Below are 22009 nucleotides of genomic sequence, written 5' to 3'. Positions count from 1 at the left end.
GATAACTCTGTAGCATTCCAAGCAGCTTGCGATCTAGTATTTAAAGGTTATGATCAGCCAAGTGGATATACAGAGCCGATATTGCACCGCAGACGGATCGAAGCAAAGGCGAAATTTGCAGTAAAACGATAAATTAACATGCAGGGGCATGCTAGTCATTTATATATAATGAAAAACATTAGAGAAGTTATAAATAATCATAAGGATCTTGAATTAAAATAATAATCATCAAAAAGTCGATTCCTTAACGTACAGGAAATCGACTTTTTTAACTTGATATTTTATTAGGTGTAAAATTGCCGATATGTTGGTGGTGCTTAATAAGGTTAAAATTAAAGAAGTATTGGTCACTCCTTCGCCAAATATCATGATATGAAAATGGGGAATCTGCGATGACGAAAACAAAATGGACATTGATTCTGTTAGGTGCAATGAACTTGATGCTTATCATCATGTATCTAACAGACTATTTTATTCTTTTCTTAAAACCAATAGGTTATGTGATTCCTTTAGCGATTAATATTATTGTTTTAGCCGTAATCGGCTTTCGTTCTTCCCGTTATCATAATTTATGGACAATCGTAGGCTTGATCCTAAGTATTCCAATTTTGCTGATACATGGTTTTTTAGTATGGTTAGCGGATTATAGCTATACGAAGATCGATTCTCCCCATAATCAGCAATCGCTCGTAATAGAATACCGTCACTTTACGCTAGGTGAAACGACATATTTTTATAATTTTTATAAGACAAGGTTCGGTTTTATTGGTAAGCTTCTTGATGATCAATCGATTAGAATGATGGTTCAAGGCATAGATCATCCGGTTGGATTGGGTGCGGAGGATGCTTTAGGATTAGCCGGAGAAAAATGGATTACCAAAAATATCGTTCGTTTCTCGACATGGCAAGGAATGAAAGAGGTACATTTGAATCTCTCTCAATCATTAGTGAATGCAGCAGATATCGAAGCTTTCATTGATATGGCAGAGAATAAAGTGAGCGGTCAAACAATCACGGTAAATGGCAACCGTTTAGAAATAGGCTATGACGAATTATCCGGTCAAAGCTGGATTGAAGTGTCTAGTGATTATGATGAGGGGGCAATACCTAGACAGCAATGCTCCCGTGTCGTACCAAATGAAGAACGCGGGTATTATATGTTAGAAGAATGTACACATCAATGGGAATATCCTTTGTATCCTATGACAGAAAGTAGGTAACTTAGCTTATTCAAAAAACGGGCGCGTTTATCTAGGAACTCGTCTTTTCGTGTATTGAGCCAGATTATAGAGTAACATTCATTGCGCTAACTAGGAGCTGAAGCATGATTGTTATCATAAATATTAGTATTTAAATGTTTTACTTTGGAGGTATTTAACTTGGAAATTAGGAAAGCAAGTAAAGAGGATATAAAGGGCGTATCAAGGGTTTATGTTGATAGTTGGAGGAATACTTATCGTGGTCTAGTACCTAATGATTATTTGGACACATTATCGTACGAAGAGGCAGAAAAAAAGTGGATTGATTTTTTAAGTAATGAAAATGAACCTTTTATTTACATTGCAATTAATGATGCAGGGAAAGTTATAGGTTTTGCATCAGGTAAAAGCATTGATGAGAAAAATTTTGATGGAGAATTATATTCACTTTATCTCTTACAGGAATCTAGAGGATTAGGTATAGGAAGGCAGCTGGTTTCAGTTATTGCCAAGCATTTTAAAGAAAAAGTTATTTATTCTATGATGGTTTGGGTAATGAAACAAAATAAACCTGGACTTGGTTTTTATGAACGTATGGGAGGAAAAGAATATATTCATAGGACTAGTATGTTTGGAGGAGCCATAGTAGAGGATGTTGCGTATGGCTGGAAGGATATTTCAGAATTATGTATTGAGTAAGAGCAAAAAAGATTTACACATGTGGCTTTATAAAGTGTTTTTTTCAAATTTCATACTTTCGTTATTCAAGAATAGGGCGCGTTTGTTAAACAAGAAGTAAAAGGGTGATACATATTATAGATAACTAATATGTACCACGCTTTATTTTTTATGACTTTTTATATTTTAGGTCTTGATAATTCGATAAACCATTGAGATAGCATTCCGAACACATATATCTTATTTATTTGCTTCTTAATTCAACTGTAGCTTTGAATAAAGTTTCATTAAATCATTTTGTATTCCTCTAATTCTCTCAACTGAAGAAATAATTCATAATAAAAATTCAGAAAATAAAAAATAATTGAAAAACTAGTCGTTTTTGAATACTATATAATCAATTATGACTAGGGGGTTTTGGTATGAATTTGAAAGATAACGCTTACATTATTTTAGATCAAATATTAAGACATTCGTTTGATGAAATTTTTATTGCTGATGCTAAGGGGAATATTCTCTATACTAGGCAAATTACAGAAAGCTTATTTGGAATTCCACATGAGAAAATAATTCATCAGAATGTTTTTCATTTAGAAAAACAAGGTGTTTTTTCCCCATCTGTTACTGTAAATGTGTTGAAAAATAAAACAGAAGAAACCCTTATTCAAGAAACAAGGAACAAAAGAAAGCTGATTATCTCGGGATATCCAATTTTTGATGAGCGAAATACAATGATCGGAGCCATCAGTTTTTCCAGAGATATTACGGAATTTGAATATCTCAAAAAGGAAAATGAACAAGTGGCAAAGGTCATCCAGCAATATCGAGAAGAAATAGCAGAGCTGAAAACAAAAGCAACGCAGCCTTTTTTCTTTAAAAATAGCAAAATGGAAAAGGTGCTTGACGTACTATCAAAAGTGGCAAGCTTAGGCATTACCGTGCTGCTGGAAGGAGAGTCAGGTGTTGGTAAAAGTCGCTTCGCACATATGATTCACCATCTTTCATCAAGAAGAAATGAACCGTTTATTGAAATAAACTGCGGTGCCATAGCTGAATCCCTGATTGAATCTGAATTGTTTGGTTATGAGGATGGAGCCTTCACAGGTGCAAGAAAGGGAGGAAAAAAAGGATATTTTGAAAGTGCCGGCGGAGGAACCCTTTTTCTGGATGAAATTGGTGAGCTCCCAATGAATCTTCAGGTGAAATTATTATCCGTTTTACAAAATCACTCATTTATGAGAGTCGGCGGAAGCAAAAGAATTGAGATGAAATGCAGAATTGTTTGTGCTACCAATCAAAATTTGGAAGAAATGATTCAGAAGAAAACGTTTAGAGAGGATCTGTATTATCGCATTAACGTCGTTAATTTGACAATTCCACCCCTAAGAGAGCGCAGGGAGGAAATGATTCCATTAATTTATGAAATAACGGAAGAATTCAATACAAAGTACGGAATGGATAAGCATTTTTCACCGGAGATGATAGCTTGGCTCAGCAGGCAGGATTGGCCGGGAAACGTCAGGGAATTGCGTAACTTTATAGAGAAAGCAGTTGTAACGACAGAGGCAAAAGAAATCGACCTTGAGATCGTTGAAGATACGACAAACGGAGAGCCATCCAAAAAGGCGCAAGATATGACGTTGAATGAATACTTGGAAAGCGTAGAAAAAGAGTTTTTTATACAGATGTACAAGAAATATCCTAGTAGCGTTAAATTGAGTAAAAAATTAGGAATTAGTCAATCAACCGCAAATCGAAAAATACGAAAATATGTTGACGAGTTGTAGTCAATTTTGACTAACCCAGCCTGTTTTTTGTTGATTTTTAGCTTGGCACGAACCTTGCATATAAAAAGGGTGAAGGCAAAAACAGCAAAAGGTGGGATTGAACAAATGTAAATGAGATTGAAATAAGTCAAAGCCAACAGCGATTAAAAAACAAAGTAGGGATCACCATTAACAATGAAAAGTCCCCCCTGCTTAACGTCAGTAAAAGGAGGTTTGAAAGCGCTTTAAGTATTTTGTTCGAAAACATTCTTTGCAAACTATGTTATGTTTTGGCTTTCTACGAGCTCTCCAGCCTAATAGATTTTTTATAGAGGAGGAATATGATGGGGGAAAAAAGTCATGGCGCGAATCAATTTATTGTCGGCATCGTGCTTGCTGTCCTTACATTTTGGCTGTTTGCCCAATCGATGATTAATATTATCCCGGTCATCCAAAAGGATTTAGGGATTTCATTGGGAATGTTAAATATTGCTACGAGTTTAACTTCTTTATTTTCTGGTCTTTTTATTGTTTTGGCTGGTGGGCTTTCTGATCGGATGGGGCGCAAGAGGTTAACTTATATCGGGCTGATGCTGAGCATTGTCGGTTGTTTGTTGATTATTGTTTCACAAAACGCCACATTATTAATCATCGGCCGTGTGGTTCAAGGGATTTCAGCTGCTTGTATTATGCCTGCAACAATTGCACTTATTAAGGCAGCCTTTGACGGTAAAGACAGACAGCGCGCCCTTAGTTATTGGTCCTTCGGATCATGGGGAGGTGGCGGTTTAACCGCATTAGTCGGTGGTGCGATTGCCACCTATATGGGCTGGAGATGGATCTTTGTCGTGTCCATCGGTATTGCACTATTATCGATGTTATTGCTAAAGAACATTCAAGAGAGCAAAGCAGATGAGCAACGAAAAGAGAAATTTGATTTCACCGGCTTTTTTCTCTTTATTATCGCCATGCTGATGATCAATATTATTGTGACACGCGGCCAAGATTTTGGATGGACAAGTCCGTTAACACTCAGTCTTATTGGTGGTGCATTGGTCACGATGATAATCTTCTTTACTGTTGAACGAAAAAAGAAAAATCAATTTATTGAATTTTCCCTTTTCAAAACAAAAGCGTACACGGGAGCTGTTGTATCAAACTTCTTGCAAAATGGAATTGCAGCCACCATCGTTGTCGCCATTACGTATGTTCAATTGGCACGAGGATTTACCCCTTTTCAAACAGGATTGCTCACCATCGGAAACATCATTGCAGTCGTTGTGATGATTCGGGTTGGGGAGAAAATGCTTCAAAAAATGGGGGCAAGAAAGCCAATGCTTTTAGCTACTTTCATAGCCTCATTGGGTATGAGTATGACAGCCATGACATTTTTATCGGATTTAATATATATCATTGTCGTATTTATCGGCTTTTTAATTGCTGGGGTTGGCATTGGCATGTATGCAACACCATCAATCGATACATCAATCGTGAATATTTCCGATGACAAAGTGGGAATAGCTTCGGGAATTTATAAGATGGCAAGCTCACTGGGATACTCCTTTGGAATCGCGATTTCGACAGCCGTGTATGGTGTGCTGGCGGCAGTAGGCAGTACTCACGTTGCCGCTGCAATCGGGATTTTGGTCAATATAGCCTTTGCAATTCCGGCATTGATTTTCGTATCGAAAACCATTCAACCGGATGAAGGCTTGGAAAGACCTGTACAGGCTATCAAGGTGGATGAAAAGTTGGTTGTTCAGCAGGATTAACTTTTAAAAGAATGATCATTTAAGAAGTTTTGGCACGAAAATTGCATATTTAATTTAGTGAAAATGAAGATTCAAGGGGAGGAAAAAATAATGATAAACCGTGATGAAAAACAAATTTTAAACCTACCATTTACAGGAATTTGCACTTTTGGAAAATACCCAATATGCCCTGATCTTGATCAATTGGATGCCGATGTAGCAGTGATCGGAGTACCTAATGATATGGGGACACAATGGAAATCCGGAGCAAGAATGGGTCCAAGAGGAATTCGTGAAGGATCTACATTATACAGTTTCGGACTTGATGGTGCCTATGATATTGAAAATGATATTATGTATCTTGGCCCTGATTGGAAAGTTGTCGATTGTGGCGATGTTGACATGGTTCATGGGGATCTTATGCAATGTCATGAAAACACTGAAGAGGCGATTCGAAAAATTGTGTCCAAAGGCGCTATGCCGGTCGTATTAGGTGGCGATCATTCCATCACAGCGGCAATTGGTAAAGGCTTGGAAGAAGTGGGACCGTTTCATGTGATTCAAATAGATGCCCATTTAGACTGGGCTGATCACCGTTCTGGTATGCGTTATGGTCACGGAAGTTGTATTCGCCGTTTGTCTGAGCTGGCCCATGTACAAAAAATATTCCAGTTTGGCATCCGTGGTATTAGCAGCAGTAAAAAAGAGGACGTTGATGCTGCTAGAGAATACGGAAGCGTCATTTTATCACCGCGCCAAATGAGAAAAGTAGGTCTGGAACAAGTGTTGGAACATATTCCGGCAGGTGAAAAATATTATGTAACCATTGATATTGATGGTATCGATCCTTCCATAGCGCCTGGAACGGGAACACCATCTCCTGGTGGCCTGCTTTATGATGAAGTGAATGAGTTATTGGCAGGAATCGCAAAAAGGGGCGAAGTAATTGGTTTTGATTTAGTTGAGGTTGCTCCTCCTTATGATCCTACCGGTATGACCGGACAAGTAGCTGCCCGTATCTCATTGGATTTACTGAGCTATGTTTTAAAAGAAAAAGAGAAAAATAGGGAAAAGGAAAAAACTTTTTCTTCTCAGGCATAAAACTAAAGGGCTGCACTATATAGTTAACGGGTTCCGTTATGAGGTGCAAAAAGGTTTTTAGTACAGTGAAAAACACAACAAATAGCAATTAAATTGGACAACAAAACGGCAGCGATTTCGCTGCCGTTTTAACATTATTAGTAGTAAGAACCGACAAAATACCAGTTCTTGTCCATCTTATCTATTTCTTTGAAGTCTCCATCAAATGCTTTTTTAGAAGGTTTTTGGTCATTCGGTGTATATATGCGCTAGCTTGTGGAAGAGAGGGGGGAATCTGATCTGTAAAAAACAAAAGCGTTGGAGCTGGATTTCGTACGCTTATCCACAGTACAAGAATTTTATAGTACGCTATAACAGAACAAAATTGAATAAACTACTTTGGTTTATGACACAAGTAGGAGCAAAATGTTTGTCAAAACCAATAGGTTCAGGTCCATTGCGTTTATTATAAGCAATCACAGCTTGATGTCCCATTCGGTGAATTTGTGTATAAATGGGTTAGTATATTTAGGATCAGATTTCTGGATATTTAGGTTTTCTCCTTATATTTGGAGGATTCTACAACTGATTTTGTAACTCTTTCAATCCCTCCTTTTATATATTAAATCCTACTTTATCCAAGTGCTTCTTCCGCTATCCTTTAATTAAACAATATCCACTCATTAGTTAGAGAAGGAGAATTGGGTTAATAATATTTAAGGGTAGTTGACAAAAGGTAATACATGCATTAATATTATCTCGAATTCAATATATATAAATTAAATATATCTCGATTAAATATATTTTAATTGTAGATATTAGACCTGGGGTAATAAAGTAATGAATTTACTTTAAAAGAAAAGCTGCAGCGAAACACAACCAGGAAATCAGGTTTTAATTTAATTTTGGAGGTTTTATGTAATGGATTTAAAAAGAGAAGTAGGAGCACTTATTATACGTGTAGTACTAGGTGTAATATTTTTTATTCATGGGTTAGTTAAGTTTCAAGACGGCATTGAGAATACTGTAGGATGGTTTAGTAGCATTGGGTTACCAGGATTTTTAGCATATGGAGTTGCTACAATTGAATTAGTTGGTGGGATATTTTTAATTATTGGATTAGGAACCAAAATAATTTCTCTTTTATTAGCAATTCTGATGATTGGAGCAACACTTAAAGTAAAGCTTGCAATTGGTTTCTTAGGTAATGGTCAAATGGCAGGTTACGAGCTAGATTTAGCATTGTTAGCAATGGCATTATACCTTGTTATAGGTGGAAGTAAGTGGTTATCAGTATCTAAATTATTTTCTAATAACAAAGGCGACATAGGTTCTATTAATAGAGTAGCTTAATTTCTAAGTTATTTCTTAATTTTAAAAGATTAATTTTTTACTAATATTATAGCTAGAAAGATTAGGTGATAAGAAGTGGGATTTTTAAAAAACTTATTTAACAATAAAGAAAAAAATACAAATATAGAGGAGAATAAAACAATGTCAAAAGTATTATTTATCAAAGCAAACGACCGTCCAGCGGACCAAGCAATTAGTTCAAAAATGTACGAAACATTTTTAAATACTTTTAAAGAAGCTAATCTAAATGCAGAAATTACTGAACTAGATCTTTTTAATCTTAATCTTCCATACTTCGGAAATACAGCTATTACTGGCGGATACAAACGTAGCCAAGGTTTAGAGTTAACAGCTGAAGAAGCAAAAGCTGCAGATGTAGTTGAACAATACTTAAACCAATTTTTAGCTGCTGAAAAAGTAGTATTTGCTTTTCCATTGTGGAATTTCACAGTTCCTGCTCCACTAGTAACGTATATTTCTTACCTTTCTCAAGCAGGAAAAACATTTAAATATACAGAACAAGGCCCAGTTGGACTAGCAGGTGACAAAAAAGTTGCTGTATTAAGTGCACGTGGCTCAGATTACTCTTCTGAACCAATGGCTTCTATGGAGATGGCTGTTAACTATGTAACAACTATCCTTGGTTTCTGGGGTATTACAAATCCTGAAACAGTGGTAATTGAAGGACATAATCAGTATACTGATCGCTCACAAGAAATCATTGCCGACGGTTTGGAAAACGTTGCAAAAGTTGCTGCAAAATTCTAATTGAATTAGGTAAAAAACTAGCATGGATCATGCTGGTTCAGCTTGTAGGCATGACCTGGATTTCAGGATGTCTACAAGCTTTTTTTATAAAATAAATAATTAAACTAGAGCTTAATAATCTTTGTTTAAAAGTAAGGAGCACATTTATTGACAATACAAAATTATTTCACTAATAAACTCAGGTAGTATGAACGTTTAACTTGTAAAAGTTCATACTACCTGAATCTTGTGGGGTCTTCCTTTGTTGTGAGTAAGCATCATGATCTATTTGGAGGAATCTATATTTTTGTTGGATATAGGACGTTCTCAAATTTAATAAAAGGACTAAGGAAAAAATGCGATCAAAAATAAAAGTAATAGGCATGCATCAAAATTAATCATTAAAAGATCGCAGGACTCACTATTGAGCAAAGGAGGTCACTTTATTGTTTTATATCAAAGTGTTTGTTGATCTTTTGGCAAGTTTTGAGAAGGGCAGTCACTAGTTTTTGCTCATTGCCATAAAAACGAGTTGCTGGGAGTGGTATAGAGACAGCACTGATATTTTTCATACCATCAAAAACAACTGCGCCTACCGCACAAATGCCATGAATGTGCTCTTCTCTGGTAAAAGCAACACCTTCTTTTCGAACTATTTCTAACTCTTTTAACAGTTCATCACGATTCGTCATCGTTTTATCTGTGTACTTTGTTAATTGATCCGGCAACAGCTTTTCAACCTCAGTGATAGGTAGTGAGGCGAGTATAGCTTTTCCATTTGCCGTGCAATGTAAAGGAAAAGCTGCTCCGGGTTGTGAAGTCGCTTGTAATGGATGCGGAGCGATAATTTGATCCACAAAAAGGACCTTTCCATTATCTAAAACTGAGAGGTCAACCGTTTCATTTACTTCATTCGATAATTGAATTAAAAATGGTCTAATTTCTTCTCTAAGGTCACTATGAACGGCAGCAGCAAGCATCGCAATCTCAGGACCAAGACGGATTCCGCCGGATGCAGAAGCTTGTGTGACGAAATTTTCCTGTTCTAGTGTTTGAACAATTCTTTGCACGGTTGACCGTGCTAATCCCACTTCTTTTGCAATCTGCGATAGGCTTAATCCTTTTGGATGATCTCTAAGAGACCTCAGTATGTTAGCCGCACGAGATATAACTTGAACGTTAGATGTCTTATTTTGCTCTTGTTTATCGTTATTCAAAAGTATTTACTCCTTCCACCTTCTATACCAATAGGGTTTTTCTGAAGTATTGATAGGGCATATAAAATTTGTGTTTGCGATCAAATGTGGAAAAATCAAATTTTAAGGTCCTTTTCAACGATTGAACCAATGTGTTTACTCTTATTTTCAATCATAACTGATTATTGTATAAAGAAAAACAATTTAATTGACAAAGGTTTTATCCACTAATTATACTTAAATTAACCAAATTACGATACAAGTGTACCACATTGTGGTTGAAATTACATTTTAATTATTGCATACAATTCATCTAAAGTTTTAGTTATCGAGATTTTTTGAAAACATTATCTAGGATTGAGTCTAGAAGATTCGACTGTTCCATTATATTTTTCATTGTTTTTAAATTAGAGGAGGATCGAAATGAGTATCATAAAGATTGGCGTAATCGGAGTAGGAAATATAGGCAGTTCACATGTTGAATTACTACATAAAGGACAAATCGAAGGAGCAACATTAACGGCTGTTTGCAGTCGAAATGAAAGACGAATGGAATGGATAAAAAATTATACACAAGGAGATGTGAAAATTTTTCGGGATGAAGAAACCTTTTTTAATGAATCAGGAATTGATGCCGTTCTGATTGCGACACCGCATTACAGTCATCCAGAACTAGCAAAAAAAGCCTTTGCGAATGGGATGCACGTCCTCATTGAGAAACCTGCAGGGGTTTATACAAAAAATGTGTTGGAAATGAACGAAGCAGCTAAAGCTAGTGGTAAAGTATTTGGTATCATGTATAACCAAAGAGCGAATCCCCTTTATCGAAAATTACGGGATCTTATTCTTTCAGGAGAACTTGGTGAGATTAAACGAACAAATTTGATTGTGACTGATACTTACCGTTCACAAAGTTATTATGATTCAAGTAAATGGAGAGCCACATGGAAAGGTGAAGGTGGCGGTGTTCTATTAAATCAGGCACTTCACCAATTAGATATTTGGCAGTGGACGACAGGGGATATGCCAAAACGGATTCATGCAGTGTCTAGTGTAGGAAAGTACCATGATATTGAGGTTGAAGATGATGTAACAGCATATGTCGAATATGATAATGGGGCGACGGGTATATTTATTACTTCGACAGGAGAAGTACCAGGAACGAATCGCTTTGAGATCATTGGAGATCGCGGGAAAATCGTTGTTGAAAATGAAGAACTTACCTTCTACCAATTAACACAATCAGAACGTGAATTTAATAAGACGTACAGAGGTGGTTTCGGTAAGCCTGAATGGAAGAAAATTGATATTCCTGTAAAATGTGAAAATGCGAATCATGCAAGTATTATTCAAAACTGGATTGATTCAATTCGTAAAGGTTCACCTTTACTTGCGCCAGGAGAAGACGGGGTAAAGGCATTAGAAATTGCAAATGCCATGTACTTATCTTCTTGGTTAAAGGAAGCGGTCGCATTGCCTATCGACCCAGATTATTATTTTGAGAAATTACAAGAAAAGATTAATACTTCTACATTTGAGAAAAAGAATGTAACGAACACTACATTGGATGTAAAAGGGACTCATTAATACTTAAATAAGAAACGAGGATCATACTTTTGCACATACAAAATAATTCTTCAGAAAAATTATGGACAAAATATTTTATTCTAACGTTCATTTACTCTTTAGCTACATCGATTGCAAACAATATGTTACTGACAGGAATTCCGCTATACGCTATTCATCTTGGCGGGAATAATTCCATCTCAGGTTTGCTGTTTGGTCTTTTCATGCTTGTAGCTATTTTATCCCGTCCGCTTTTCGGGAAATTAATAGATGAGAAAAGCAGAAGGATGATACTGATTATTGGTGGTGTTCTATCGGTTTTTCTTAGCTTGTCCTATGTATTCGCTATTTCGATCGGTCTATTGCTGTTATTAAGAGGGATCCATGGAATTGGATTCAGTGCAACGACAAATTCTTCGGGCACGATTATTTCTGATATTGTTCCAAAAAGCAGATTAGCTGAAGGAATCGGTTTTTTCGGTTTATCGAATACTCTTGCTACTGCTATTGGTCCAGCTTTAAGTCTGTTTCTTATCAATCAATATAACTATCAGTTGCTCTTTATCGTTGCTTCTTTTATCGGATTAATCGCGCTGTTCTGTAGCCTTTTTGTTAATTATGAGAAAAAGAGAGCTGTGCCTGATCATCATTTACAGGATCGTAAAGTGAAAAGAAAACTCACTGATATTATGTATGAAAAAACAGCATTACCAACAGCCCTCGTTACGATCTTTATTTTTGTTGCAATGGGCGCAACTTTGACCTTTCTACCAACATATGCTCTATCATTAGGGATAGAAGATATTGGATTATATTTTACAGTCTATTCGTTTGCTCTCTTGTTTACGAGAATTGCAGGTGGGAAATTGGCTGATAAATACAGTGCAACATTAGTAATCATCCCAGGTATGATCATGATGGCTTTATCATTTGTCATATTGGCTTATGCAACATCATTAACAGGTTTTCTCATTTCAGGAGTTTTATATGGCTTAGGCTTAGGTGCGGTTGATCCTACATTAAATGCCGTAATGATTAGACTTTGCCCTGTGGATAGAAGAGGTGCAGGGAATTCGACTTTATTTATTGCGAAAGACATAGGTGGCGGTTTAGGTGCAGTCATTTTAGGATTCGTTTCGCTGAGTGAAGGTTTTAGACCCGTTTATCTTTATTGTGCCTTAAGTATTATCATAGGGATAATTGCTTATCATTTCATCCTGCGAAAACAGATAAACCGCATAAAGAAAGCTGATGGCGGAATGCAGCAAAGTGCATAATTTAAACTACCAATTCTAGGTAGTAGATCCCGATGGGAATTGGATCGAGTTTATGGAGATGCATCCAGATTCATTACATATGAGAAGTTAATGATTAGCCAAAGAGATTGGGTACTTAAATGGCACCCAATCTTTTTTATTACCATAATTATTGTAAGTATAGATAAAAAACTTGGTAATTTATAAATTTTTAGATTCCTTTTCATTGTTCACAAAGAAGTTCTCTACTGCAAGAAATTGATTACTGCTTAAAACTAGATATAATGACATAGCAAACAAAGCCAATGTAAATTCAAAACCTCCAGTAAAACCGCTTTTAATCTTTACACTAACCATTGCTCCAACCATAATGACGGAAAAAGTGGCTGCTATTATTTTAGTACCTATCCCAAGAAATATAAGAATTCCACCAACTAACTCAATGATACTTACTGGATATGCTAAAATTCCAGGTAAACCATTTCCTTCAAAAAATACTACAGAATTTCCAATGCCATCTTGAAACTTTTTGAGTCCATGTACAAAAAAGATTCCTCCTACTACCAATCTAATAATTAAAGATCCTAATCCTAAATTTTGCAAACTAACTTCCTCGTTTATTTTTAGATATTTCTTATCATTAATGAAAATTGTGCTTAAGATAAAGTACCATAACAGAACCAATCTAATATCAACTGTTAAACTAATGAACATGTTGAAATATTAAGGTCTTATATGTATTGTAAGAAATGTTTAACCATATATTTAAGTGTAAACTCTGTGCTTTTTCAAATAAATGGGTATTATTAATTATTTTGAATTGATAATATTTTAATTAAGAATAATTGACATTATTGTTGTAGTGTAATATATTTATCTCATATTCAAGATATATTAATTAAAGATTATATAATTAATAATATATGAAAGGTGGTAGTATTTTTAATAGTTAAATTTTTGAAAAAAGATTTAAAAGAAATAATATTAATTATTATATGATAGATTGATTAAGATTGAGCCTGGGGGAAGGATTAATGCTAAAGCAACTTCAGAAGCTAGAAAAAATAGATCATGAATGTGTTGAGCTTATGCGAATAGCTAAAGAAATGGGTATATCTATTCAGGATATTAGAGAATTTCTAGGAATGGCATATATTGGTAAGTAGACAAAGTTTTGAAGATCCTTTATTTAGGGAGTGTGATTGTCAAATATGGTTACCTTATATACATCGCCAAGTTGTAGTTCTTGTCGTAAAGCAAAAGCTTGGCTTGAGAAATATGAAATTGCTTATATAGAAAAAAATATTGCTTCTGAACAGTTGACGATTGAGGATATTAAGGGAATTCTTCGTATGACAGAAGATGGAACAGATGAAATTATTTCAGAAAGATCGAATACATTTCAAGAATTGAAAATAGATATGGATTCTCTTTCGCTTCAAGAATTATATCAAACAATCATAGATCATCCAGGGTTATTACGAAGACCGCTAATCCTTGATGAAAAAAGGTTACAAGTGGGATTTAATGAAGAAGAAATTCGCAGATTTTTACCTCGAAAAGTTCGTTGCTTCCAGCGTCGTGAAGCTAAAAGAATGGTCAACTAATTCACTCAGAACTGTTCAATTTATTCAATAAAAGGACGCATTTTATGTAAAAAGTGCGTCTTTCCATATGTATTAAACCGATTTACGTCTTAGTGGATGTAAAATATTTCAGGATATTAAGAGTCTCCGCGTTATTTTTTATGAAAAAAATCCCTAAGGTTATTGACACAAAAGAAAAAAGGTATTATTATTATCTCATATTCAAGATATTAGAATTCGAGATATAAGATATAAAAGCATTTGTCAGGAGGTGTTTCAATGGAAGGGAAATGTACAAACCAGGCTTATCTGGAATTGATGCAAACATCCAAAGCCATTCAGGATTGTATTAAGATGGAAATGATGAATAATAAGATCAATATTACAGAGTTCTCTGTATTAGAGGTTCTTTATCTTAAGGGGAAGCAAACGATTCAGCAGATTGGTAAAAGCATACTCATTTCTAGTGGGTCTATGACTTATGTAATAGACAAATTAGAACAGAAGGGCTTCATAAATCGAATTGACTGTCCTAATGATCGACGTGTCATACATGTGGTTTTAACTGAAGATGGAATGAACTTAATGGAGAAAATCATGCCTAAACATCGAGATTTGATTCATAACATGTTTGGTGATTTAACTGATCAAGAGTCACAAACAATGGTTAAACTTTTGAAAAAAGTAAGTAAAAGAGTATAAACATAAATTTTTCACACTAATATCTCGAATTCGAGATAAAAACAAGGAGAATGAAAAAAATGATAGATATTGGTTTATTATTAATTAGATTGGTAATTGGTCTCTTATTCATAGGTCACGGTACACAGAAACTATTTGGTTGGTTTGGCGGTTATGGATTAAAAGGAACAGGAGATTGGATGGACTCACTTGGTTTAAAGCCTGGTATGACTATGGCGCTCCTTGCGGGATTAACAGAACTAATTGGCGGAATTTTATTAGTTTTAGGGCTGCTTACACCTCTTGCTGGTCTGATGATTGCAGCAACAATGGTAATGGCAATCGTAAAGGTGCATGGTCCAAATGGGTTATGGTCAACACAAAATGGTTATGAGTATAATTTGACCTTGCTAGCGGTAGCCATCGGTATAGCTTTAATAGGTCCTGGTCAGTATGCTTTAGATGCCTTTTTGTTCTAATATACCTCGAATTTGAGATTATCGAAATGATTAGGATATGTTATTTATAGTTATTGGTCCAGTAATTACAGAAAATTAAAGAAGGCTGCAAATGGATAATATAAGGTATCCAGTAAAAAAGAAAACCTAGTGGGTTTAACAAGCCTGTTAGAAAATTTGCCACCTATATTTAGCATGAAAATATTACTAAAATTTATCCCACCTTAACGGGCAGTAAAACTCCCACTTCAAGATTCGTGAGAAGCAAAGAAGATGATTGGGAGATAACTGCCCGTAAAGATCCGATAAGTCTCACTAACCATCAGTGGGGGATGAAGAAAACCTCCACTGATGGAAGTCTCACTTTATAAAAATAGGAGTGGAAAAATTGAGTAAAAAAACAATGGGAATTCATCATATCACAGCAATCGTCGGTCATCCACAAGAGAATGTAGATTTTTATGCAGGTGTTTTAGGATTACGTTTAGTTAAAAAAACGGTGAATTTTGATGACCCTGGTACTTATCACCTTTATTTCGGTAATGAAGGCGGAAAACCAGGAACAATCATTACATTTTTTCCTTGGGCTAATGCGTATCAAGGAAAAATTGGTGATGGTCAAGTTGGAGTCACTTCATATGTTGTTCCAAAAGGAGCTATGGGATTTTGGGAAAAAAGACTTGAAAAGTTCAATGTACCTTTTACAAAAATGGAACGCTTTGGGGAGCAATATTTAGAATTCGATGATCCTCATGGACTTCATTTGGAAATTGTTGAGAGAGAAGAAGGAGAAGTGAACACTTGGCATTTTGGAGATGTTACACCTGATGTAGCAATAAAAGGCTTTGGCGGAGCAACATTATTGTCAAAACAACCAGAAAAAACAGCTGAACTATTAGAAAAAATAATGGGGCTTGAGCAAGTCGGTAAAGAAGGAGATTTTATTCGCTTCCGTTCTTCTAGTGATATAGGAAATATCATTGATTTAAAATTAACAACAATCGGCGGTGGGCGAATGGGTGTAGGAACAGTACACCATATTGCGTGGAGAGCTCAGGATGATCAAGACCAACTAGATTGGAAAAAGTATATCGAAGGTTATGGTTATGGTGTCACACCTGTTCAGGATCGAAACTATTTTAATGCGATTTACTTTAGAGAGCATGGGGAAATTCTTTTTGAAATCGCAACTGATCCACCAGGGTTCGCTCATGATGAATCTCAAGAGACAATGGGAGAAAAATTGATGCTACCGGATCAATATGAATCACAGCGAGATCAAATTGAACGATTGGTTCTTCCGGTTGAAGTTAGAGAATTAGATTAATTAATGTAAGGACCTAAACTTAGGTGAAATGGGGGGTAAAGAATGCAGAAAACAGCAGGTATTCACCATATAACCGCAATGGTTAACGATGCCCAAAGAAATATTGATTTCTATGCAGGGGTGCTTGGGTTAAGACTTATTAAAAAAACAATCAATTTCGATCGTCCAGAAGTATATCATCTTTATTTTGGGAATGATTCTGGTGATCCAGGAACTGTCATCACATTCTTTCCATGGGCTAAACAGTTAAAAGGCCGCGTCGGTATGGGCCAAGTAGGAGTGATTAGTTTTATCATTCCAAAAGATTCGATTCAGTTTTGGGAGAATCGCTTGAAAAGATTTGAAGTGAAATTCTTGCAATCAGTACGTTTTGGAGAAAAGTATTTGACCTTCCAAGATCCAGATGGTATCGAACTAGAACTTATCGAGAGAAAAGAAGGACCTATCAATCATTGGAGTTTTGGAGAAATCCACTCTGACGTTGCGATTAAAGGTTTTGGTGGTGCGCTGTTACTTTCCGCACAGCCTAATCAAACGGCAGATGTGCTTGAAAATATAATGGGACTCGAATGCATAGGGCAAGAAGATGGCTTCCTGAGATTTAAATCGGAAGCAGAGCTTGGACATACAATTGATATTAAGCTAACCCCTTCAGTTCGTGGGTTGATGGGGGCTGGAACGGTTCATCATATTGCTTGGAGAGCCAAGGATGAAGAAGATCTTCTAAGATGGAGAAGCCTGCTTCAAAGCAAGGGATATCATCCAACAGAGATTCGCGATCGAAATTACTTTAAAGCTCTTTATTTCCATGAAGCAGGAGGCATTCTTTTTGAAATCGCGACTGACCCACCTGGCTTTACTGTTGATGAACCAATAGATCAGCTTGGAGAAAAACTTATGTTACCTTCATGGTTCGAGGAAAAACGAAAAGAATTAGAAGAGATCTTACCTCCAATTGAGGTCAGAGTTTTGGAAGGGGATAAATAATGAAACATATTTTTTAAAAAGGGAAGGATTCTGCAAAACCAACTTTATTATTACTCCATGACACTGGTGGAAATGAATTAGATTTATTGCCGCTTGCTGGAAGAATTGACGATAAAGCTTCGATATTAAGTGTACGAGGAAATGTCCTTGAAAATGGAATGCCTCGTTTCTTCCGCCGTATATCAGAAGGTGTGTTTGATGAAGAAGATCTGATCTTTAGAACAAAAGAATTGAATCAGTTTCTTGATGAAGCAGCTGAAAAGTATGACTTTGACAGAGAAAATATTATTGCGATTGGTTACTCAAATGGAGCCAATATAGCTGCTAGTTTATTATTTCACTATCAAAATGCATTAAAGGGAGCTATTCTTCATCACCCGATGGTACCGAGAAAAGGGATTGAACTTCCTGATTTGTCAGGGAAATCCGTGTTTATTGCTGCTGGGACAAACGATCCAATCTGTTCCCCGATGGAATAGACTGAACTCCAATCCTTATTGGAAAAGGCGAATACAAATGTTGAACTTCATTGGGGAAATAGGGGTCTTCAATTGACTATGAATGAAGTTGAGGCTGCGGCACTCTGGTATCGTAAGCTCTTTTAATCGATCCAATCAGTGGCTATGGCTTAATGGAAAGAATGACTTCAGCTACGGTTATTTATTATAACCAAGCATTTGTATTTTTGTTTTAGAATGAGGAATTTTTAGTAGCGAATGAGGGGAATTTATTACAGGTGCATCATTAGATTTGGGAAAGATGAACCAATTTGTTTTACCCAGAACAAGATAATTGACAATGAATAATAAATACCTTAACATTATATTGAATTAAAGATATTTTATTTAAAAATATTTTAATTAAATATTAAAAAATGGAGGAATACTTGTTATGACAAATACGTTGAAAACAGATTTTTACACTGCACTTAAAGAAAGACGTTCTTATTACGGAATCAATAAAGATGTAAAAGTATCGGATGAAAAAATTAAAGAAATTGTAGAATTTGCTGTGAAATATACTCCATCGGCTTTCAATTCTCAAACTGCACGTCTTGTTGTATTATCAGGAGAAGCACATAATAAATTATGGGACATTACAACTGAAACATTAAGAAAAGTAGTTGGGGATGGAGATTTTTCAGGAACTCAACAAAAAATGGATTCTTTTAAAGCAGGTTATGGAACAGTATTATTCTTTGAAGATGAAGCGGTAGTTAAATCACTTCAAGAACAGTTTGCTCCTTATGCTGATAACTTCCCAATTTGGTCAAACCAAGCATCAGGTATGCATCAATTAGTTGTATGGGCAGCATTGGAAGCAGAGGGACTAGGAGCATCTTTACAACACTATAATCCACTAATTGATGATGAAGTGAAAAAAGAATGGAACATCCCTGGAAATTGGAAACTAATTGCACAAATGCCATTCGGTAATCCAACAGCTGCACCAGGTGAAAAAGAATTCCAACCACTTGAAGATCGTGTGAAATTTTACAAGTAATGTATAGCTTTATAAAGATGTTAAACCAGTTTCCTATATTGGAGCTGGTTTTTTAACAATAAATTTTAAAAACAGGGCAATGATAAGTTTATCCGAAACAGTTAAATACATCGATTATCGTATGTCTCTATGAGACTTTTGAAAGTATTAGAAGGAGAAGCTAATATGAAAAATTTTATGTATGAAGCTCAAGCGACTAGGGTTATCTTCGGGGCTGGAGTAAGAAAAGAAGTGCATGCTGAACTAAAAAAGATTGGTGTCAAACGAGCGCTGGTTATCTCTTCACCAGGACAAAAAGAGCTTGCTATGAAAATCTCACGTTTACTAGGTGACCTATGCGCGGATATCCATGCAAACGCGGTTCAGCATGTGCCAATGGAGACGGTCGAAAAATCAGTTGAATTGGTAAGAGAGCTGAATATAGATAGTCTTGTTCCAGTTGGAGGGGGATCCTCCATCGGTCTAGCCAAAGCAATTGCTTTAAACACTTCTCTTCCAATTGTGGCTATTCCTACTACATACGCAGGATCGGAAATGACGCCAATTTGGGGGATAACGGAAAATGGACTAAAGAAAACAGGGAAAGATTTTGTCGTTAAGCCAAAGTCGGTCATCTATGATCCAGAACTGACGGTTAAGTTACCTGCTCGAGTTTCTGTAACAAGCGGATTAAACGCAATGGCTCATTGTGTAGAAGGACTGTACCGATTATTTCCCTACTTGCTGAAGAGGGAATTCGTGCACTTCATTCAAGTTTACCGTCAATTTTAGTTGACCAGAATGATATAGAGGCCCGCTCCAAGGCTCTTTACGGGTGTTGGTTAGCTGGTACGGTTTTAGGATCTGTAGGCATGGCGATACACCACAAGCTATGTCACGTATTGGGAGGAAGCTACAACCTTCCACATGCAGAAACCCATTCTGTCATTTTACCCTATGCACTCTGGTACAATGCTGCTTATGCACCGGACGCGGTTCAAGCAATTGCAAGGTCACTTGGAACGGATAAAGATGCCGTGGCTGAGACTCTTTTTGATCTGAGTACTTCCTTAGGTGCTCCGACATCATTAGCTGAAATTGGAATGAAGGAGACAGATTTGGATCAGGCCGCAGAACTAGCTACAAAAAATGCTTATTATAATCCTCGTCCAATTGATCAAAAAACGATTCGACGATTACTTGATTATGCTTTCATGGGTAAACGACCTATTGGAGGATTTCATTTTTAAGCTTGGATATGTAATCGATGCTTTGTAAAGGGGATTGAAGAGTGTAGAATTATTCAATCAATTAAAAACACGTTTCCTTTTTTCCTTTAATAACTTTAGAAAATTCAACAAATTATACTGAGAATCTACCATCATCAAGCATATTTAATGCATCTTTTATATCGTAAAAGTATGATAAAGAGGTTCACTAAAATACGGAGGTCGAGAATTATGAGTTCAAAATATACACCACTATTCCAGCCAATTACTTTGCGGAGCGGAATTCAATTAGATAATCGTGTCGTTATGGCACCGATGACCACTTTTTCTTCAAATCCAGACGGTACTGTTTCAGATGAGGAAGTAGCATACTATAGTCGCCGTTCAAATGGAGTCGGAATGGTTGTAACAGCTTGTGCGTATGTCACACCTAATGGAAAAGGATTTCAAGGTGAATTTGGAAGCGATCGCGATGACTTGATTCCAAGCTTACGCAGAATAGCTTCTGCAATTAAAGAACAAGGAGCAAAAGCAGTTCTGCAAATTTTCCATGGTGGTAGGATGTGTCCGCCAGAGTTAGTTCCAGATGGAGAAATTGTAAGTGCTAGTGCTGTTCCGGCAGAACAAGGCGTAGTATCAGATCAAGTTCCTCGTGCTTTGACTGAGACAGAAATTCAATCAATTATTCGTGATTTTGGCGAATCTACCCGAAGAGCGATCGAAGCTGGATTTGATGGGGTTGAAATACATGGCGCTAATGGATATTTAATTCAGCAGTTCTTTTCACCACATTCCAACCGACGTGAAGATCAATACGGTGGCAGTTTGGAAAAAAGATTATCATTTCCAATTGCTGTTGTAGATGAAGTGAAAAAGGCAGTGGCTGAACATGCAAAAGAACCATTCCTCATTGGATATAGATTCTCACCAGAGGAGCCTGAAACACCTGGAATTACAATGGCGGATACTCTTGCATTAGTGGATGTTTTGGCAAGTAAAGAGCTTGATTACCTTCACGTTTCCTTAATGGAGTTCTGGTCAACTCCAAGACGCGGTGTTGAAGATTCCCGTTCTCGCCTTGAAATTATTCAGGAAAGAGTTGGGGAAAGTGTTCCAGTTATTGGTGTAGGCTCAATCTACACAGCAGACGATGCTTTAAAAGCTATTCAAAGTGGTGTTTCAATGATTGCAATCGGACGAGGGCTCATTATTGATCCTGATTGGGTTGAAAAAGTTAAGCAGGGAAAAGAGTCTGAAATTGAAATAAAACTAAAGAAAGACGCCGGGTCTCGTCTTGTGGTGCCAAATCCTCTTTGGCAAGTGATTGTCAACACACCTGGATGGTTTCCAATTGAAGATTAGAATGAAGATAACCAAAGAATCAACGACAAGGGGCTTGTATCTTACGATAGACAACTTAAGAAAGATTCATTTTATTTTTATAAAGTAAGGTGGAATAAAGAAGACCCTTTTTTACCTGTATTAGACTAAAGATTAATCAAATAGAAATTTTATTTTAATCAATTTTTAAAAAGTGATTGAAGATTGGAGGATAATCCGATAGAATGAAAGAAATCAAAAGACTATGTGTAACTGGCGAAACGCGGATAACCGTGGGGGAGCACATAGTGTCGTAGCCGTTCGCCTGGGCAGAGGTAAGGGAAGTA

Annotated in this window: 21 protein-coding genes, 1 pseudogene and 1 riboswitch; of the genes and pseudogenes, 20 read left to right on the top strand and 2 right to left on the bottom strand. The window is 36.3% G+C overall.

Going from position 1 to position 22009, the window contains the following annotated elements; genetic code table 11:
- Positions 1 to 392 precede the first annotated feature (392 nt).
- The 7 genes from K9V48_RS20340 to K9V48_RS20310 all read left to right on the top strand — a co-directional run bounded on the left by K9V48_RS20340 (position 393) and on the right by K9V48_RS20310 (position 8595).
- Positions 393 to 1220, top strand: a complete 828-nt coding sequence (locus tag K9V48_RS20340; protein WP_224140980.1) for a hypothetical protein — start codon at positions 393 to 395, stop codon at positions 1218 to 1220.
- A 159-nt stretch (positions 1221 to 1379) separates the two neighbouring features.
- The gene (locus tag K9V48_RS20335; RefSeq protein WP_224140979.1) at positions 1380 to 1898 is read left to right on the top strand and encodes a GNAT family N-acetyltransferase; all 519 of its coding nucleotides are present in this window, start codon (positions 1380 to 1382) and stop codon (positions 1896 to 1898) included.
- A gap of 401 nt (positions 1899 to 2299) precedes the next feature.
- The gene (locus K9V48_RS20330; protein WP_224140978.1) at positions 2300 to 3664 is read left to right on the top strand and encodes a sigma-54 interaction domain-containing protein; all 1365 of its coding nucleotides are present in this window, start codon (positions 2300 to 2302) and stop codon (positions 3662 to 3664) included.
- Between the two features lie 323 nt (positions 3665 to 3987).
- Positions 3988 to 5415, top strand: a complete 1428-nt coding sequence (locus tag K9V48_RS20325; RefSeq protein WP_224140977.1) for an MFS transporter — start codon at positions 3988 to 3990, stop codon at positions 5413 to 5415.
- Between the two features lie 90 nt (positions 5416 to 5505).
- Positions 5506 to 6495, top strand: coding sequence for an agmatinase (gene speB, locus K9V48_RS20320; RefSeq protein ID WP_224140976.1), 990 nt, complete (start codon positions 5506 to 5508; stop codon positions 6493 to 6495).
- Between the two features lie 900 nt (positions 6496 to 7395).
- A complete protein-coding gene (locus K9V48_RS20315; RefSeq protein ID WP_224140975.1) occupies positions 7396 to 7827 on the top strand; it encodes a DoxX family protein in 432 nt (143 codons plus the stop codon).
- A gap of 75 nt (positions 7828 to 7902) precedes the next feature.
- Positions 7903 to 8595, top strand: coding sequence for an FMN-dependent NADH-azoreductase (locus tag K9V48_RS20310; protein ID WP_224140974.1), 693 nt, complete (start codon positions 7903 to 7905; stop codon positions 8593 to 8595).
- A gap of 422 nt (positions 8596 to 9017) precedes the next feature.
- Here the strand turns inward: K9V48_RS20310 and K9V48_RS20305 are convergent, their stop codons facing one another.
- Entirely contained in the window at positions 9018 to 9791 is a 774-nt protein-coding gene (locus K9V48_RS20305) for an IclR family transcriptional regulator (RefSeq protein ID WP_224140973.1), read from the bottom strand.
- Between the two features lie 402 nt (positions 9792 to 10193).
- On the opposite strand from K9V48_RS20305, the gene K9V48_RS20300 reads away from it, so the two are divergent.
- Positions 10194 to 11357: a Gfo/Idh/MocA family protein gene (locus K9V48_RS20300; RefSeq protein WP_224140972.1), complete on the top strand. Its 1164-nt coding sequence runs from the start codon at positions 10194 to 10196 to the stop codon at positions 11355 to 11357.
- A 29-nt stretch (positions 11358 to 11386) separates the two neighbouring features.
- Positions 11387 to 12613, top strand: coding sequence for an MFS transporter (locus K9V48_RS20295; RefSeq protein ID WP_224140971.1), 1227 nt, complete (start codon positions 11387 to 11389; stop codon positions 12611 to 12613).
- Between the two features lie 180 nt (positions 12614 to 12793).
- Here K9V48_RS20295 and K9V48_RS20290 read toward each other — a convergent pair whose 3' ends face one another.
- Positions 12794 to 13195, bottom strand: coding sequence for a DoxX family protein (locus K9V48_RS20290; protein ID WP_224140970.1), 402 nt, complete (start codon positions 13193 to 13195; stop codon positions 12794 to 12796).
- A gap of 431 nt (positions 13196 to 13626) precedes the next feature.
- Here K9V48_RS20290 and sinI point away from each other — a divergent pair, with 431 nt between their 5' ends.
- The 11 genes and pseudogenes from sinI (at position 13627) to K9V48_RS20240 (ending at position 21704) form a co-directional block, all read left to right on the top strand.
- Positions 13627 to 13758, top strand: a complete 132-nt coding sequence (gene sinI / locus K9V48_RS20285; RefSeq protein WP_224140969.1) for a DNA-binding anti-repressor SinI — start codon at positions 13627 to 13629, stop codon at positions 13756 to 13758.
- Between the two features lie 45 nt (positions 13759 to 13803).
- Entirely contained in the window at positions 13804 to 14199 is a 396-nt protein-coding gene (gene spxA / locus K9V48_RS20280) for a transcriptional regulator SpxA (protein ID WP_224140983.1), read from the top strand.
- 258 nt (positions 14200 to 14457) lie between these two features.
- On the top strand, positions 14458 to 14880 hold the full coding sequence (locus tag K9V48_RS20275; protein WP_224140968.1) for a MarR family winged helix-turn-helix transcriptional regulator: 423 nt from the start codon (positions 14458 to 14460) through the stop codon (positions 14878 to 14880).
- A 59-nt stretch (positions 14881 to 14939) separates the two neighbouring features.
- Positions 14940 to 15338: a DoxX family protein gene (locus K9V48_RS20270; protein WP_224140967.1), complete on the top strand. Its 399-nt coding sequence runs from the start codon at positions 14940 to 14942 to the stop codon at positions 15336 to 15338.
- Between the two features lie 367 nt (positions 15339 to 15705).
- A complete protein-coding gene (locus K9V48_RS20265) occupies positions 15706 to 16644 on the top strand; it encodes a ring-cleaving dioxygenase (RefSeq protein ID WP_224140966.1) in 939 nt (312 codons plus the stop codon).
- 42 nt (positions 16645 to 16686) lie between these two features.
- Positions 16687 to 17631 carry a ring-cleaving dioxygenase gene (locus tag K9V48_RS20260; RefSeq protein ID WP_224140965.1) on the top strand — a complete coding sequence of 315 codons (945 nt, stop codon included), beginning with the start codon at positions 16687 to 16689 and terminating at the stop codon, positions 17629 to 17631.
- Positions 17631 to 18236: pseudogene (locus tag K9V48_RS20255) on the top strand (alpha/beta hydrolase). The gene K9V48_RS20260 and the pseudogene K9V48_RS20255 overlap by 1 nt, the downstream one beginning before the upstream one ends.
- A 298-nt stretch (positions 18237 to 18534) precedes the next feature.
- Positions 18535 to 19134, top strand: coding sequence for a nitroreductase family protein (locus K9V48_RS20250; RefSeq protein ID WP_224140982.1), 600 nt, complete (start codon positions 18535 to 18537; stop codon positions 19132 to 19134).
- Positions 19135 to 19299: 165 nt separating this feature from the next.
- Positions 19300 to 19905 carry an iron-containing alcohol dehydrogenase gene (locus K9V48_RS30020; protein WP_438803908.1) on the top strand — a complete coding sequence of 202 codons (606 nt, stop codon included), beginning with the start codon at positions 19300 to 19302 and terminating at the stop codon, positions 19903 to 19905.
- Positions 19821 to 20363: a dehydroquinate synthase/iron-containing alcohol dehydrogenase family protein gene (locus K9V48_RS30015; protein ID WP_438803907.1), complete on the top strand. Its 543-nt coding sequence runs from the start codon at positions 19821 to 19823 to the stop codon at positions 20361 to 20363. The genes K9V48_RS30020 and K9V48_RS30015 overlap by 85 nt, the downstream gene beginning before the upstream one ends.
- A 210-nt stretch (positions 20364 to 20573) precedes the next feature.
- The gene (locus K9V48_RS20240; protein ID WP_224140964.1) at positions 20574 to 21704 is read left to right on the top strand and encodes an NADH-dependent flavin oxidoreductase; all 1131 of its coding nucleotides are present in this window, start codon (positions 20574 to 20576) and stop codon (positions 21702 to 21704) included.
- 217 nt (positions 21705 to 21921) lie between these two features.
- Positions 21922 to 22000, top strand: a riboswitch (ZMP/ZTP riboswitch).
- Positions 22001 to 22009: the final 9 nt, after the last annotated feature.

It is taken from the genome of Metabacillus rhizolycopersici (assembly GCF_020075705.1).
The sequence above is the reverse complement of the archived record's forward strand: the minus strand, read 5'-3'. Positions and strand labels throughout refer to the sequence as shown.

Coding starts and splice junctions, on each gene's coding strand:
- K9V48_RS20315 (WP_224140975.1), top strand. CDS start 7,396: ATGGATTTAAAAAGAGAAGTAGGAGCACTTATTATACGTGTAGTACTA.
- K9V48_RS20330 (WP_224140978.1), top strand. CDS start 2,300: ATGAATTTGAAAGATAACGCTTACATTATTTTAGATCAAATATTAAGA.
- K9V48_RS20340 (WP_224140980.1), top strand. CDS start 393: ATGACGAAAACAAAATGGACATTGATTCTGTTAGGTGCAATGAACTTG.
- K9V48_RS20325 (WP_224140977.1), top strand. CDS start 3,988: ATGGGGGAAAAAAGTCATGGCGCGAATCAATTTATTGTCGGCATCGTG.
- speB (WP_224140976.1), top strand. CDS start 5,506: ATGATAAACCGTGATGAAAAACAAATTTTAAACCTACCATTTACAGGA.
- spxA (WP_224140983.1), top strand. CDS start 13,804: ATGGTTACCTTATATACATCGCCAAGTTGTAGTTCTTGTCGTAAAGCA.
- sinI (WP_224140969.1), top strand. CDS start 13,627: ATGCTAAAGCAACTTCAGAAGCTAGAAAAAATAGATCATGAATGTGTT.
- K9V48_RS20260 (WP_224140965.1), top strand. CDS start 16,687: ATGCAGAAAACAGCAGGTATTCACCATATAACCGCAATGGTTAACGAT.
- K9V48_RS20270 (WP_224140967.1), top strand. CDS start 14,940: ATGATAGATATTGGTTTATTATTAATTAGATTGGTAATTGGTCTCTTA.
- K9V48_RS20275 (WP_224140968.1), top strand. CDS start 14,458: ATGGAAGGGAAATGTACAAACCAGGCTTATCTGGAATTGATGCAAACA.
- K9V48_RS20240 (WP_224140964.1), top strand. CDS start 20,574: ATGAGTTCAAAATATACACCACTATTCCAGCCAATTACTTTGCGGAGC.
- K9V48_RS20300 (WP_224140972.1), top strand. CDS start 10,194: ATGAGTATCATAAAGATTGGCGTAATCGGAGTAGGAAATATAGGCAGT.
- K9V48_RS30020 (WP_438803908.1), top strand. CDS start 19,300: ATGAAAAATTTTATGTATGAAGCTCAAGCGACTAGGGTTATCTTCGGG.